Consider the following 14,521-nt stretch of genomic DNA (forward strand, 5'->3'; position numbering starts at 1 on the left):
GGGCTGCGCCAGCGATGGTGCAGCCCTTTTCGCAAGGCAGGAGGTCAAATGCGTTCGAGGCTTTTTGCGTTCGCGGCCCTGATGGCCGGGATGCTGGTGTCCCCGGCTGCGACGGCGCGCGACGTCGAGACGCGTGTTGCCGCCACCGCCATGCCCTGGAATCCGGGGATCAATCGCAAGATGGATTTCGGGCGGCATGACGGCACGCGTCCGGCCTTGGTGGTCGGTGCATTGCTGCAACCGGGGAGCCGTGTCGATTTCGCCGCATCGGGGCAGACGACGACGGTAAAGGACGGGCTCGCATTCGGGCCCGACGGGCAGCAGGAGTTCGTAACCGATGCGGCAACCGGCAATTCGGGGACGGCCTTTCCGAGCCGCTACATCGAGGCGTCCGGCTATCCGGTGCATCTCAATGCGCTGATGGGCGCGTTTATCGATGCGGATGGACGGGTGGTGGGAAAACCGTTCGTGATCGGTTCGGGCACTTCGCGGCAGGTGCCGGAAGGCGCGCAGGCGATCTCGATGGGGCTCAACGACGACATCTATTCGGACAATGCCGGGCAGATCGTCGTTCAGGTGCACATTCCCGAAGCAAACGTGACATTGGAACCGGAGGGCGGGAAATGAGATTGCTCGGAATCGGTGTCGCCCTTGCGGCGACGGCGGCTGTGGCCATGCCGGCAAGTGCCCGCGATGTGGTGGTGCAGGTGGATGCGCGCGCCGGGCCCTGGCTCAACAAGGCCAATCCAAAGATGCGATACGGCAAAGGGGGCGAGATCGCGCCGGTCGTTATCGGCGGCCTGGCGGATGTGTCCGGCGAGACGGTGGAGATATTCGCGGCGCAAGGGGCATCCACGCAAGTCGGCGGCGCCGACGTCGGCGTGGAAGGGGTTGCCAGCGAGGCTGTTGACGATATGCCGGGAGCGGGGAAAAAATATTACCCCAGCCTCTATGCTCCCAAAGTCCTCTATCCCACCAATCGCCATGCACTTATGGCTGTTTTTGTCGATGGCGATGGCAAATTGGTGGGCCGTCCGTTTGCGGTGGGGCAGGGGGTGAGGCTTGCAATTCCCGATGGCGCGACATCGCTTTCGCTGGGGTTCAACGACGTCGAATTTTCCGGCAATGGCGGCGCCATGACGGTCACGGTGGTCGTGCCGGATTCTTGAAATTGATGGAGCCGGTTTGCTGGTGCGGGCCGGTGCTCTCGTGCTGCTGCCCGTGTTTCGCTCATCGCTGAATGGCGTTTGCGACACCTGGTAGTGCAAATAACGCAATTGCTGGGCGATTTGTAATATCGTATACGATATTTAGATTAACCAGAAAACTCGCAGGAACGATTCTAGATATGGCTATTGGTTGGAAGGGCGTGTTCCCGGCTGTCACGACCCAGGTGCGTGAAGATCTCTCGCTTGATCTCGCTGATACCCAGCGTGTCGTCGACGACCTGATCAACGACGGCGTGACCGGCGTGATCGCGCTGGGCACCGTTGGTGAAAACAACTCGCTCGAATTCGACGAGAAGGTCCAGGTCCTCACCGCGATCGTCGAGGCCGTGAATGGCCGCGTTCCCGTGGTCACCGGCGTTTCGGAATTCGATACCCGCCGCGCGGTTCGTTATGCCCAGGCTGCCGAGAAGATCGGTGCCGACGGCCTCATGCTGCTGCCGCCGATGGTCTATGTGCCCAAGGCGCATGAACTCGTCGCGCACTTCAAGGGCGTTGCCGACCAGACCGGTCTGCCGATCATGCTCTACAACAACCCGCCGGCCTACCGCACGGTGATCGACAAGGACGTGCTGAGCGCGCTGGTCGATGTGAAGAACATCGTCGCCGTCAAGGAATCGGCACCCGACACCCGCCGCTTCACCGACTTCCGCAACACCTTCGGCGATCGCTACACGCTGTTCGCGGGTCTCGACGACGTGGCCCTGGAAGGTCTCTACCTCGGCGCGCAGGGCTGGGTTTCGGGCCTCACCAACGCCTTCCCCAAGGAGTCGGTCGAGCTGGTCAAGGCGTTCGAGCGCGGCGACCATGCCAAGGCCATGGAAATCTACCGCTGGTTCATGCCGCTGCTCCACCTCGATGCCGAGCATGACCTCGTGCAGTCGATCAAGCTGGCCGAGCAGGTCATGGGCCGCGGTTCGGAACGCGTCCTGCCGCCGCGCTACGTCCTCGAAGGCGAACGCCGCGCGGAAGTGATCGCGATGGTCGAACGTGCCGCCGCAACCCGTCCCGACCTCACGGTCGCGGCAGCAGCATAAGGGAGCGTCGATGCGGCACACTTTCTTCTGCATCGACGGCCACACAGCCGGTAACCCCGTTCGCCTCGTGGCGGGCGGGGCTCCGCTGTTGAAGGGGGCCTCGATGTCCGAACGCCGGCAGGACTTCCTGTCGCGGTTCGACTGGATCCGCACGGGGCTCTGCTTCGAGCCGCGCGGGCATGACATGATGTCTGGCGGGTTTCTCTATCCGCCCTGCGATCCGGCCAACGACATCGGCATCCTGTTCATCGAGACCAGCGGCTGCCTGCCGATGTGCGGACACGGCACCATCGGCATGGTCACTTTCGGGCTCGAGCACGGGCTGATCCAGCCCGCGACGCCGGGCAAGCTGCGCGTCGAGGTTCCCGCGGGCGTGATCGAGATCGCCTACGAGACCAATGGTCCCAAGGTCACTTCGGTGCGCATCACCAATGTCCCCGCCTATGTCGCCGAGCGCGGCATCGAGGTGGACGTGGAAGGCATCGGACCGCTCTCGATCGACGTGTCCTACGGCGGCAACTACTACGCCATCGTCGAGCCGCAGGGCAGCTACACCGGGCTAGACGATCTTGGCGCCTCGCGCATCGTCGAGCTTTCGGGCCGCATCCGCGAAGCCGTGCGCGCGAAGTACGAGCCGGTCCATCCGCTGGATTCGACGATCCGCGGCGTTAGCCACATCCTCTGGGCCGACAAACCCAAGCATGAGGGCGCCGATGGCCGCAACGCCGTGTTCTACGGCGACAAGGCAATCGACCGCAGCCCCTGCGGCACCGGCACCTCGGCACGCATCGCGCACCTGCATGCCACCGGCCGCCTGAAGGTGGGTGAGCGCTTCGTGCACGAGAGCTACATCTGCAGCCGCTTCATCGGCCGCGTCGAACAGGAAGTCATGCTGGGCGACAAGCCGGCGATCATTCCCTCGATCGAGGGTTCGGCCATCGCCACCGGCTTCAACACCATCTGGATCGACCGCGAGGATCCGTTCTGGGCTGGTTTCCAGGTAACCTGATTACGATACCCACCCGTTCGGCGGGTCTGCATTCCCTCTCCGCCGACGAATTCATGCCCCCGCCGGAACCCTCCGGCGGGGGCCTTTTTTTGTCTGTGCAGGAGAGGGGCATCGCCATCCTTCGATGGCACTGCGTCCGCGGCGGGGCAATGGACCGGTCGTCCGGCCGCGGTGTGGTCACGGCACCACGGCGCGTCCTTCGGGAATTCCACGCGGGCGCGTGACAAGGGTCCGAGAGGCCTATCGTGATTTGGGGGCAGGGGACCAGGTTCAGGCGATGGCGATGTGGCGTCCCGGCTGCGCCGTGCGGGCGTCGCGGCCGCGCCGTGCGGGCGTCACGGCTATGCATGGCGCGTCAAAGCGGCAAAAGAAAACCCGCCCGAACCTCGAAAGGCCGGGCGGGTTCCGTATCGCGGCGACGGTCCCGAGGATGGGGCGGGAGCCGTCGCCGAAAGGCAGGATCAGAAGTTGGCGGTGAAGCCGATGAAGATCGTGCGGCCGAGCGCGTCGTAGACGCCCGGGTAGGTGTTGCCGTTGCCGAACGAGGAGAGCACGCCTGCGGCGAGGGCCGGCGGATCCTTGTCGAACATGTTGTTCACGCCCGCGCGCAGGGTGAACTGCTTGTCGATCGCCTGCGAGAGCGAGAGATCGAAGTAGTTGTAGGCATCGATCTTGCGATTGATGATGCTCGGCGTGCCGGTGAGGAACGGGTTGTCCGAAAGGCTCGACAGCTTGGTGCCGCCGATGTGGCGCCAGGACAGCGAGACGGTGGTGTCGCTTTCGCCCATCCAGGTCAGACGCGCGACGTGGCGCCATTCGGGGTTGGGCTGGCCGCAGGTGTAGCCGAAGTAGCCCTTGCAGTCGTACGAGCCCATGCCCGGAACCGGCTCTGCCTTCTGTTCGGCAAGCCAGGTGCCGACGACGTTGAAGTTGAGCTGGCCGGCGCCGCCGAGCGGCAGGGTGTAGTCCGCCGTGACGTCGATGCCGGAGGTCTTGAGGTAGCCGGTGTTGAGCGTGGTCGAGACGATATAGCCCGCGTTCTGGCCGAACAGGGCGCCCGAGCGCGGATCGCGCTTGAACAGGCCGCAGAAGTAGGGATCACCCGTCGATGCACACTGGCTGATGATCAGCGAGGGGGCAATCGAGCCGATGTAGTCCTTCACCTTGATGTTGAAGTAGTCGACCGAGAGCGAGAAGCGGCGCAGGGCCTTCGGCGTCAGCACGAAGCCGACAGTGTAGGTGTCTGCGGTTTCCGGCTTGAGCGCGGTATTGCCACCGCCGAGCGCGGAGCAGGTGTCGCTCGGGCATTCGACGATCTTGCCGTACTGCGCGGCCGTCACGCCGGTCAGTTCGCAGACTGCCAGCGAGGCGGTCGGCGTGGCACCGGCGCAGGGATCGATGGCCGACACGTTGCCGACCGACTGGGCGCCGAACAGCTCGCCGACGTTGGGCGCGCGGATGGCGTGGTTGTAGCTGGCGCGGATGCGCAGGTCGTCAACCGGCTGCCAGCTCAGTTCGGCCTTGTAGGTCCACACGTTGTAGCTGGAACCGAGGCCGGTCGAGTGCTGCTTGTTGTCGTAGGACGAGTAGCGCAGGCCGCCGTTGATACTGAGCGAGCGGATGAACGGCTGGTCTTCGATCAGCGGCACTTCGATTTCGCCGTAGGCCTCGGTCACGCTGATGACGCCGTCGGTATCGACGGTGCCGTTCTGCTGGGCGACTTCGTCTGCCGTGAACTTGAGCGTCTCGCGGCGACGTTCCGCACCCAGCGCGATGCCGACGCCGTGGCTGGCCCAGGGCAGGGTCACGCCCATCTCGCCCAGGTCGCCGCTCAGCGAGCCCGAGAACACCGACAGCGAGTTGCGCGAGGCGGTGTTGCTCTCGGTGAAGAGGTAGGCGGCCTGTTCGGCGGTCACGCCGCCGGGCGTGAACACGTTGACCGGGATGCAGTTCGGATCGGTGCCGTTGACCACCGAACGGCAGGTCGCCACGCCATTGACGCTCACCACGTCAAGCGCGCGGGCCGCCTTCACCTGGTCGACGTCGTTCATGTAGGTCTCGTTGTACTTGACCAGCGAGTACATGTAATTGACGTCGTAGGAGAAACCGCTGCCCAGGTCGCCCTTGAGGCCGGCCGAATAGCGGTAGTCGTTGTAGCGCAGGTTGTCGCGGCGCGGCGCCACGTTCATGCGGTAGGCGACCAGCGAGTCTTCGGTGGTGTCGGTGCCCGCCGCGCTGCCGCAGATCGCGTTGAGCTGCGCGGCACTGGCGTAGGGATGGTTGCACGGGATCGCGAAGGCCGTGCCCAGCCAGATGGCCGAGGGTGCGACCTGCGAGAAGGTCTGGTCGTGCATGTACATGAAGCTGCCGTAAAGCTGGGCAGCCTTGCTGAAGTCGAAGTGTGCGAAACCACCGGCGGTGATGCGCTCGTCCGAACGCTGGAAGTAGTTGTCCGGCGCGTAGTTGTAGGCATAGGAATTGTCGTAGGGGACGAGCGTGCCGTCACCGCTGCGGTTGTTGACCAGCGTCTGGCCCTGGTAGGCGCTCTTGTCCGAAAGCGGCACGAACGAACCGAACGGCGAGTTGCTCGAACCGCCGCAGTAGAGGCCGGTACCGGCATCGTCGAGCTGGTTGAGCGCGCAGGACGACACGTCGCGATCCGACTGGCGAACCGGGCTGAAGTGGCGATAGCCGCCGAACACGGTGATGTTGCCACGGCCGTCGGCGAAGTTCTTGCCCGCCGCGATGGTGATGTCCTGCTTGCCGCCGTCGACCACCGACTTCGGTGCCGGGGTATAGTCCTTTGCGGTCAGCAGGCTGCGGATGGAGCTGTTGTCGTTGGTGTGCTGCGCGAAACCGGCCTGTGCGTCGATGCGAACACCGTCGAGGTCCTTCTTGAGCACGAAGTTGACCACGCCCGAAAGCGCGTCCGAACCGTAGACGGCCGAGGCGCCGCCCGACACGACGTCGACGCGCTCGACCAGGCTGCTGGGCACGAAGTTGAGGTTGACCGCCTGCGAAGGCATCAGGCGCTGGCCGTCAAGCAGGACGAGCACGCGGTTCGAGCCGAGGTTGCGCAAGTTGATCTTGGAGGTGCCGTCCGAGCCGTTCGAGACGTTCTCGTTGGCGTCTGCGGTGAACTGCGGTAGGCGGTTCAGCACCTGCTCGACCGTGGTCGCGCCCTGATACTTGAATTCCTCGGACGAAACGATCGTCTGCGGGCTGTTGCTGGCAAGATCGGGGCGCTTGATGCGCGTGCCGGTGATGACGATGTCGGCGGCCGGAGCCGCGTCGTCCTGGGCGTAGGCAGCCTGCGAAGCGGCGGTGCCGACGGCGATCGCGGTCATCGCGGCCGCGCAATAAAGTGTCCTCATTCGACCCTTCATGGGTGTGAACTCCCCTTGGTTGTTGCACCGAGGTTGCGACACATTTCGCGACAAGTCAAATATAGTATACGAAATATGTTATCTGTAGCAAAAATGCCGCAATCGCCGTGACTTGCCCGGAAATCTGCGGTTTTCAGGAGGGGAGGTGCACGAAAAAGGGCGCTGCACGATGGCAGCGCCCTCCCGAATCATCTGAGTTTTAGGCCGGGTCAGCTGGCCTTTGCGCCGTGGACGACAACCATCACCACGCCCCGCGCCGGGACCTGATAGCCGGCGGGCAGGGCGGCCGACCGGGCGCCGCTCCACACGTCCTCGACACTGTCGATTGCGGCAAGCCCTGCGTCGGCCGGAGTGAGCGCAAGCGGTGCGGGCGCATCGCCGCGATTGAACAGCGCGAGCGCAACGCGGCCGTCGGCAAGCGGCTTGCTCCAGACTTCCATCGTGCCGGCCTTGCGCACGGCCTTGCCCTGCACGCCAAGCGCATCCTGATCGACGGCGATGACCCGGCGATTGGTAAGCATGGCCAGCGTCTCCGCGCTCATCTCGCGCAGGTCATGGCCCATCATCAGCGGCGCTGCGGACATCGCCCAGAGCGACATGTGGGTGCGGTATTCATCCCCGCTCATGCCGCCATTGCCGATTTCCAGCATGTCGGGGTCGTTCCAGCCGTGCGGTCCGGCCCAGGCGGGGTTGCCGTTCTTGTCGAAGCCGATCTTGGCCATCGTCGGGTAATCGTCGGTGATGTCGCCGGTCGTGCGCCAGAGCTGGCCGCCGACGTCGCGGCCCCAGCTGCCGACGTCGAAACGGCCATATTCGCACAGCGAGAACAGGATGTCGCGCCCGGTCCGCTTGCCGGCTTCCTGCAGCGCCTTGCCCATTTCATAGTAGCTGCGCTTCACGGTGTCGGCATCGGCGTAGAACCATTCACCGGAGCACAGGTCGTACTTGAGGTAGTCGAAGCCCCAGTCGGCATAGGTATCGGCGTCCTGCTTCACATGGCCGTAGCTGCCGATGTAGCCCGCGCAGGTCTTCGGCCCCTGCGAGGAGTAGATGCCGATCTTCAGGCCCTTCGAATGGACGTAGGCGGTCAGCGCCTTCATGTCGGGGAACTTGGCATTGGGCTGGAGCACGCCCTTGGCATCGCGCTCGCCCTGCCAGCCGTCGTCGATGTTGATGTAGATATAGCCGGCGTCGCGCAGGCCGGAGGAGACCATGGCATCGGCCATCGCGCGCACGGTCTTGTCATCGATGTGTTCGGCGAACTTGTTCCAGCTGCTCCAGCCCATCGGCGGAGTGGCGGCCAGCTTGCTGGGGATCGGCGTGCCCATCGCCGGGAGCGCGGTGAACTGGAAGGCGCGGGCCTTGGCGTCCTTCGCGGTGCCGGGGCGGCCGGTGCTGTCCACTTCCGATTCCCAGATCCGGCCCTTGAGGTGGGCGCGGCCGTCCTCGATGGCGACGCTCCACGGGCGCGTCGGGTGGTCGCGGTCGTTGAGGTTGCGGGCCTCGAACTTCAGCACGCCGCCTTCGATGTGCGGGTTCATCATCTCGACCGGGCCGTACCACTTGGTGGTGACCGAGCCGGCGATCTTGCCGCCCTTGGAGGTGATTTCCATCATCGTCACGCCGGGGGTGGGCGGGGTGTCGTCGAACAGCCAGACGCCGTCGTAGGCGGTCTTGGCGAGAACCGGAGAGGTGCTGGCAAGCAGCGCGCCTGCCAGCATGGGGCCAAGGGCGGCGGCTTTGATAAGGGCGTGTTTCATCGCGATCTCCTTGGACCGTGTCGCATTCGGATAAGGGGGCGGGAAGGGGGGGCGGGGAATGCCCGGGAGGGCATCCCCCGGACAGGTTTACGAAGCAGCCTTGGCTTCGAGGGCGGCTTCGCTGCGGCTGCGGCCATAGAGGCAGTAGGCGAGGAGGCCGATGACGTTCCAGGCGCCGAAGCGGACCAGCGTCGTCGAGGGCAGGCTGAACAGCAGGTAGGCGCAGCCCAGGATCGTCAGGGTGCCGACCAGATAGGGCTGCGGGCACTTGAACAGGCGCGGCAGCTGCGGCGAGCGGCGGCGCAGGATCATCAGGCAGGCGCCGACCGAGATAAAGGCGATCAGCGTACCGGCATTGGCCAGTTCGGCAATCTCATCGAGGCGGAAGATGCCGGCGACGAGGGCGATCGAGACGCCGGTGATCAGCGTGATGCGGGTCGGCGCGCCGGTGCGCGGGCTGATCTTGGCAAGGCTGCGCGGCAGCAGGCCGTCACGCGCCATCACGAAGAACACGCGGCTCTGGCCGTACATCATCACGAGGATGACCGAGGGCAGCGCCAGAACGGCGGCAAGCGCGATCAGGTGCGCGGCAACCGGCTGGCCAAGCTGGCGCAGCACGAGGGCGAGCGGTTCGGGCGAGTTGGCAAGCTGCTGGAAGGGCAGGGCACCGATCGCCGAGATGGCGACGGCCATGTAGATCGCGGTGCAGACCACCATCGAACCGACGATGCCGATGGTGAGGTCGCGGCCGGGGTTCTTGGCTTCTTCCGCGGAAGTGGCGACCGCGTCGAAACCGTAGAAGGCGAAGAACACGATGGCCGCCGCCGCCATCACGCCGCGCTGCATGCCGCCCACTTCGGTGCTGGCAAAGCCGTAAGGCATGAAGGGGTGCATGTTATCGGCATTAAAGGCTGGGGCCGCCATGAACACGAAGATCGACAGCGCGACCAGCTTGATGATGACGAGAATGATATTCAGCGTCGCGCTTTCGCGCGTGCCGGCGATCAGCATGCCCATCACCGCGAGGGCGACAATTACCGCAGGCATGTTGATGATGCCGCCGCCATGCGGGCCGACCAGCAGGGCGTGGGGCAGGTGGATGCCGGCGGATTCGATCCAGCCGACCAGATAGCCGGACCAGCCGACCGCCACCGTGGAGCAGGCCAGCGAATATTCGAGGATCAGGCTCCAGCCCACCACCCAGGCGACGGTTTCGCCCATCGCGGCGTAGGAGAACGTATAGGCGCTGCCCGCGGCCGGGATCATCGTGGCCATCTCGGCGTAGGCGAGCGCGGCGCAGGCGCAGACCGCACCGGCGACGGCAAAGGCCAGGATCACGGCGGGGCCGGCGCGCTCGGCGCCGACGCCCGTCAGTGTGTAGATGCCGGTGCCGACGATCGCGCCGACGCCAAGGGCGATCAGGTGCGGCCAGCTCAGTGTCTTGGCGAGGGAGTGTCCGGAATAGCGTTGCGACAGTTTTTCTATGGATTTACGCGGTCCGAGCATTCGGTCCCCCCGATCTGGTTCAGCCGGTCTGAGCGGCAGTGAAATGGGCACGCAAGTCGTCAAGCGTGCTGGCGATGTGTTGGGTGAGCAGGCCCTGCACCTTGGCCGCATCTCCGGCGAGCCAGGCATCGAGCAGGTCACGGTGTTCCATGTGGGCGCGGTCGCCGCGTCCGGCCGGTTCGAGGTGCGAGAGCACATAACGCTCGGCCAGGACTTCAAGGCGCTCGACCAGCTGGGTGGTCAGCAAGCGCTTGCCCGGGCGCACCAGCGCGACGTGGAATTCGCGGTTGCGCACGGCCACTTCGGCCAGGTTGTCCTTGGCCGCGACGTCGAGGATTTCGAACGCCTTGATGGCGGCCTGCTTGTCATCCGCGTCGGCGAGGGTGCAGGCATAGGCCGCGGCGACCGGTTCGATAGAAAGGCGAAGCTGGTAGATTTCCTCGGCCTGGTCGGTCGACATCGGGCGGACGAACCACCCGCGATTGGCCTGGCTGGTCAGCAGGCCTTCATGTTCGAGCCGGGCGAGTGCCTCGCGCAGGGGGATCTTGCTGACGCCGAGTTCGGCGGCCAGTGCATCCTGGCGCACGGGCTCCATCACGGGTAGCTTCCCTTCGACGATCCTTTCGCGGATCACGTCGAAAATGCGTTCAGCAAGGGTGCGGACGACGATTGTCACCTGGAAGTCTCCGTATCATGTACCGCGGCGCCGATCATGGGCGCAGCGGGTGTAACGTATACGGTAGATGATGACTCCGGTCGCCGCAATCGAACCAAATTACATTTCCGCAACGCGACATTGGCCATTGCCATGTGCGGCGCGTGGCTTGCAGTCGGAAAGGCGGAAACGGTGGACATGCGGTCGGAAAACCTTGCCTGGTGATCGTGCTGACTATATATGGTATACGATCTAATCGAAGCAATGCAACGGAGTTTTTGTGGGGCGTACAGCAATCGTCGGCGGCGGGGTCGTGGGGCTTTGCACGGGCATCGCCCTGCTGGACGCGGGGCGTGCGGTCACCGTGGTCGACGACGACCTCGCAGGCGCGGCGGCATCGTGGGGCAATGCCGGCCATATCGCCGTCGAGCAGGTGGAGCCGCTGGCCTCGATGGAAGCCGTGCGCAGCCTGCCGGGCCGACTGTTCTCGCGCGGCGGCGCGCTGGCGTTTCCGCCTTCCGCGATCGGCCGCTGGTTGCCGTTCGGACTGCGCTTGCTGGCTGCATCGCGCCCGGCGCAGTTCCGCAAGGGCTGCGCGGCGCTGCGTCCGCTGATGGCAGAGGCGATGCCGGCCTGGCGCACCATGGCCGATGCCATCGGCGCGCCGGATCTGCTGCGCGAGGATGGCCATTTCATCGTCTGGCACGGTGAACAGGCTGCGATTTCCGGGCGCAAGGCCTGGGAAAGCGCGGATACCGGTGCCGCGCGTGTCCAGGACGTCAGCGCGGCCGAGCGTGCGGTGCTGGATGGTCTTGGCGCCCAGCCGGCGGCGGGGGCGGTGCGTTTTACCGGCAGCGGGCAGATTGCCGACCTCGGCGATCTCCGCAAGGCGCTGCGCGCGGCGTTCGTGCAGCGCGGCGGGGTGATCGTGGAGCGCCACGCGGAACTGCACGTGCAAGGCGGCAAGGCCGTCCTGCCGGGCGTGGAGGCCGATACGATCCTGATCTGCGCCGGCGTGCGTTCGCGTGCCCTGATGGAAGCGGCCGGCCACAAGGTGCCGATCATTGCCGAGCGCGGCTATCACGTGCGCGCGGATGCTTCAGGTTGGGCGGCGGACTTGCCTCCCGTGGTGTTCGAGGAACGCTCGATGATCGTCACGCGCTACCGGGACTGCGTGCAGGCGGCGAGCTTTGTCGAACTGGGCGATCCCGACGCGCCTGCCGATCCCCGCAAGTGGGAGCGTCTCGAACGCCATGTGCGCGAACTGGGACTGCCGATCGCGGGGCCGTTCCGGCGCTGGATGGGCTGCCGCCCGACGCTGCCGGACTACCTGCCCGCCATCGGTCGCTCGCGCCGGGTCGACAACCTGCATTATGCCTTCGGGCACCAGCATCTCGGCCTGACGCTGGCGCCGATCACGGCCCGGCTCATGGCGGCGGCGATGGCGGGCGGGGAGCCGGTGGCACAACTGGCGCCCTTCGACATCGAGCGTTTTGCGTAAGGGCGTCCGCCGGTCGGCGGCCGTTCAGGCCGCCGACTGGTCGTGTACAAAACTGCGGTTGCGGAACAGCCCGAGGGCGTCGCGTGCCGACATCGGGCGGCCGAAATAGTAGCCCTGGATCTTGCGGCAACCGAGCTGGCGGATCATTTCGACTTCCTTCTCGGTCTCCGCGCCTTCCGCCGTGGTCGACATGTCGAGGCTGTCCGCCATGGCAACGACGGCGCGGATGATCGCGAGGCTTTCGGCATTGCCGGTCGCGGCGCCCTGCACGAAGGAGCGGTCGACCTTGATGGTCGAGAAGCGCAGCTTGCGCAGGTAGCCGAGCGAGGAATAGCCGGTGCCGAAGTCGTCGAGCGCGATCTTGCAGCCCAGCGCCATGACCTGTTCCAGCGCCGAACGGGCAAGGGTGGCATCGCGCAGGAAGATGCTTTCGGTCACTTCCAGTTCGAGGCGCGAGGCGGAGAGCCCGCTCTGGGTGAGGGCGGCGACGACGCTCGGCGCGAAGTTGTGGTCGAGGAGTTGCTCGCCCGAGACGTTGACCGCCACGCGCACATGCTCGGGCCAGTTCATCGCTTCGCGGCAGGCTTCCTTGAGCACCCATTCGCCGATCGGGACGATCAGGCGGGTGTCCTCGGCCAGCGGGATGAACTTTGCCGGGCTGACGAAACCGTGTTCCTTGCTGTTCCAGCGCAGCAGGGCCTCGAACGAGAGCACGCCTTCGCTATGGGCATCGACCACGGGCTGGTAATTGAGCGTGAATTCCTCGCGCTGGAGCGCCGCGCGCAGCGAGAATTCGAGCTGGCGGCGCTCTTCGGCATGGGCGTGGAGCGCGGGCTCGTACGTGTAATGGGCGTTGCCGCCGCCGTCCTTCGAACGGTAGAGGGCAAGGTCGGCATTGCGCATAAGCGTCTCGACCGTCTGCCCGTCGCGCGGGCCGATCGCGGAGCCGACCGAGGCGCCCACGTAAAGCGTGTGATGGTCCACGTGGTAGGGCTGCGACAGGGAGTGGATCACCCGCTGCGCCACGCGGTTCACATGTTCGAGGTCCGAAGCATCGCGGATGACGATGGCGAATTCGTCGCCGCCGAGGCGGCCGCACAGTTCGCTGTCGGTCATCTGGCTCTTGAGCCGCTCGGACACGCGGGCGAGCAACTGGTCGCCGACGAGGTGGCCGAGCGTGTCGTTGACGGCCTTGAACCGGTCGAGGTCGATCATCAGGAAGGCGCAGCGGGTGCGCCACTGTTCGGCATAGACCAGTGCTTCGCCCAGCGCCTCGGTCAGCATCAGGCGGTTGGGCAGGCCGGTCAGCGTATCGTAGCGGGCGAGCCAGGCGATCTTGTCGGAATTCTCGCGCGCTTCGGTGACGTCCGAGCCGACGCCGCGGAAGCCGTCGAACTGGCCGTTGTCGCTGATCTTGGGGGTGCCGGAAAGCTCCCACCAGCGCGGGTGGCCGTCAATCGAGACGCGCACCAGCACGTTCGAGAAGCTCTCGCGGCGCTTGAGGCGTTCGGCAAGGTCATGAAGGCTGGGCGGGAACTGGCCGCTGTCCCAGGCGGAGCCGGCGATCAGCTGGATGAAGGGGACGCCTTCGATCTCGGAGGCATCGCGGCCCAGCGCAAAGGCGAAGCGGGGGGACACGGCGCGGACGCGGCGGGCGGTGTCGATCTGCCAGAGCCAGTCGGCCTCGCCCTCCTCGAACTCGCGCAGCAGCATCGAGACGACCTCGTCACGCTCGTGCATGCCGGCTTCGGCAACCTTGGTCGAAAGGTACTGGCGCGCGCTTTCCACGGCCCCGGCAATGACGACGCCCACGAAGGCCAGGCCGACCAGCGCCATGTCATAGGTGCCAAGGACGATGAAGTAGGCGATCGTCGAGCCGCCGACGATGCTGGTGAAGATCAGTGTGCCCAGCGGTACGCCGGGCACCAGAACCGCGCAGGCGGTCATCAGCATGGCGACCACGGTCCAGAGTTTGACTTGTACCTGCTGGTCGACGAAGGGCCCGAAAGCGCAGACCGGGATGGCCCAGATCACCGCGCGGGCAATGACTGTCACGGCATGGCTGCGAATTTCGGCGCGGGTCAGGCGGCGCCGTTCGGCATCGGCGAACTGGCGCTCGTTTCGCATGCCCCACCACAGGACGATGAAGGCGCAGCCCGCCCAGCCGGCTATGGCGAGCGGGGGCAGGTGGCGCAGCAGCACCGCGATGGCGGCGATGATGGCCGCCACTTGTGTTGCCATGCGTACCGCCTTCGCGCGGGCAAGGCAGGAGTACTGGAGACCGCGAAGGTGTGCCCAGTCACCCTCTGCCGGCTCGGTAAAACCGAGCACGGCAAGGACGGGCAGCTCCTTCGGGAGAGCTTGAGGTGATTGCGACCGTTTTTCCACGTAGTCTGGATAGCGGCCGAAGGGTTATTATGAGGTAAAAGGGCGCGGGCCCC

General features: G+C 65.6%; 10 protein-coding genes. 5 read left to right on the top strand and 5 right to left on the bottom strand.

The window, feature by feature from the left end:
* Positions 1–48 precede the first annotated feature (48 nt).
* The 4 genes from CA833_RS13295 to CA833_RS13310 all read left to right on the top strand — a co-directional run bounded on the left by CA833_RS13295 (position 49) and on the right by CA833_RS13310 (position 3,272).
* Complete coding sequence (locus tag CA833_RS13295) at positions 49–627, top strand: hypothetical protein (RefSeq protein WP_207078289.1); 579 nt, start codon at positions 49–51, stop codon at positions 625–627.
* A gap of 41 nt (positions 628–668) precedes the next feature.
* Positions 669–1,169 carry a hypothetical protein gene (locus CA833_RS13300; protein WP_207078290.1) on the top strand — a complete coding sequence of 167 codons (501 nt, stop codon included), beginning with the start codon at positions 669–671 and terminating at the stop codon, positions 1,167–1,169.
* Between the two features lie 179 nt (positions 1,170–1,348).
* Complete coding sequence (locus CA833_RS13305; protein ID WP_142634607.1) at positions 1,349–2,263, top strand: dihydrodipicolinate synthase family protein; 915 nt, start codon at positions 1,349–1,351, stop codon at positions 2,261–2,263.
* Between the two features lie 10 nt (positions 2,264–2,273).
* On the top strand, positions 2,274–3,272 hold the full coding sequence (locus CA833_RS13310) for a 4-hydroxyproline epimerase (protein ID WP_142634605.1): 999 nt from the start codon (positions 2,274–2,276) through the stop codon (positions 3,270–3,272).
* Between the two features lie 461 nt (positions 3,273–3,733).
* Here CA833_RS13310 and CA833_RS13315 read toward each other — a convergent pair whose 3' ends face one another.
* The 4 genes from CA833_RS13315 to CA833_RS13330 all read right to left on the bottom strand — a co-directional run bounded on the left by CA833_RS13315 (position 3,734) and on the right by CA833_RS13330 (position 10,600).
* Complete coding sequence (locus CA833_RS13315) at positions 3,734–6,646, bottom strand: TonB-dependent receptor (protein ID WP_242526097.1); 2,913 nt, start codon at positions 6,644–6,646, stop codon at positions 3,734–3,736.
* Positions 6,647–6,867: 221 nt separating this feature from the next.
* Positions 6,868–8,418, bottom strand: a complete 1,551-nt coding sequence (locus tag CA833_RS13320) for a glycoside hydrolase family 27 protein (protein WP_207078291.1) — start codon at positions 8,416–8,418, stop codon at positions 6,868–6,870.
* An 87-nt stretch (positions 8,419–8,505) separates the two neighbouring features.
* Positions 8,506–9,924, bottom strand: coding sequence for an amino acid permease (locus tag CA833_RS13325; RefSeq protein ID WP_207078292.1), 1,419 nt, complete (start codon positions 9,922–9,924; stop codon positions 8,506–8,508).
* A gap of 19 nt (positions 9,925–9,943) precedes the next feature.
* Positions 9,944–10,600 carry a GntR family transcriptional regulator gene (locus CA833_RS13330; RefSeq protein ID WP_142634601.1) on the bottom strand — a complete coding sequence of 219 codons (657 nt, stop codon included), beginning with the start codon at positions 10,598–10,600 and terminating at the stop codon, positions 9,944–9,946.
* A 259-nt stretch (positions 10,601–10,859) separates the two neighbouring features.
* Between CA833_RS13330 and CA833_RS13335 the strand changes: the two genes are divergently transcribed.
* Complete coding sequence (locus CA833_RS13335; protein WP_207078293.1) at positions 10,860–12,080, top strand: FAD-binding oxidoreductase; 1,221 nt, start codon at positions 10,860–10,862, stop codon at positions 12,078–12,080.
* A 24-nt stretch (positions 12,081–12,104) separates the two neighbouring features.
* Here CA833_RS13335 and CA833_RS13340 read toward each other — a convergent pair whose 3' ends face one another.
* The gene (locus CA833_RS13340) at positions 12,105–14,468 is read right to left on the bottom strand and encodes a putative bifunctional diguanylate cyclase/phosphodiesterase (RefSeq protein WP_370584514.1); all 2,364 of its coding nucleotides are present in this window, start codon (positions 14,466–14,468) and stop codon (positions 12,105–12,107) included.
* Positions 14,469–14,521 lie beyond the last annotated feature (53 nt).

This window comes from Novosphingobium sp. KA1 (assembly GCF_017309955.1).
Taxonomy (GTDB): domain Bacteria; phylum Pseudomonadota; class Alphaproteobacteria; order Sphingomonadales; family Sphingomonadaceae; genus Novosphingobium.

Coding starts and splice junctions, on each gene's coding strand:
- CA833_RS13315 (WP_242526097.1), bottom strand. CDS start 6,646: ATGAGGACACTTTATTGCGCGGCCGCGATGACCGCGATCGCCGTCGGC.
- CA833_RS13310 (WP_142634605.1), top strand. CDS start 2,274: ATGCGGCACACTTTCTTCTGCATCGACGGCCACACAGCCGGTAACCCC.
- CA833_RS13305 (WP_142634607.1), top strand. CDS start 1,349: ATGGCTATTGGTTGGAAGGGCGTGTTCCCGGCTGTCACGACCCAGGTG.
- CA833_RS13295 (WP_207078289.1), top strand. CDS start 49: ATGCGTTCGAGGCTTTTTGCGTTCGCGGCCCTGATGGCCGGGATGCTG.
- CA833_RS13320 (WP_207078291.1), bottom strand. CDS start 8,418: ATGAAACACGCCCTTATCAAAGCCGCCGCCCTTGGCCCCATGCTGGCA.
- CA833_RS13325 (WP_207078292.1), bottom strand. CDS start 9,924: ATGCTCGGACCGCGTAAATCCATAGAAAAACTGTCGCAACGCTATTCC.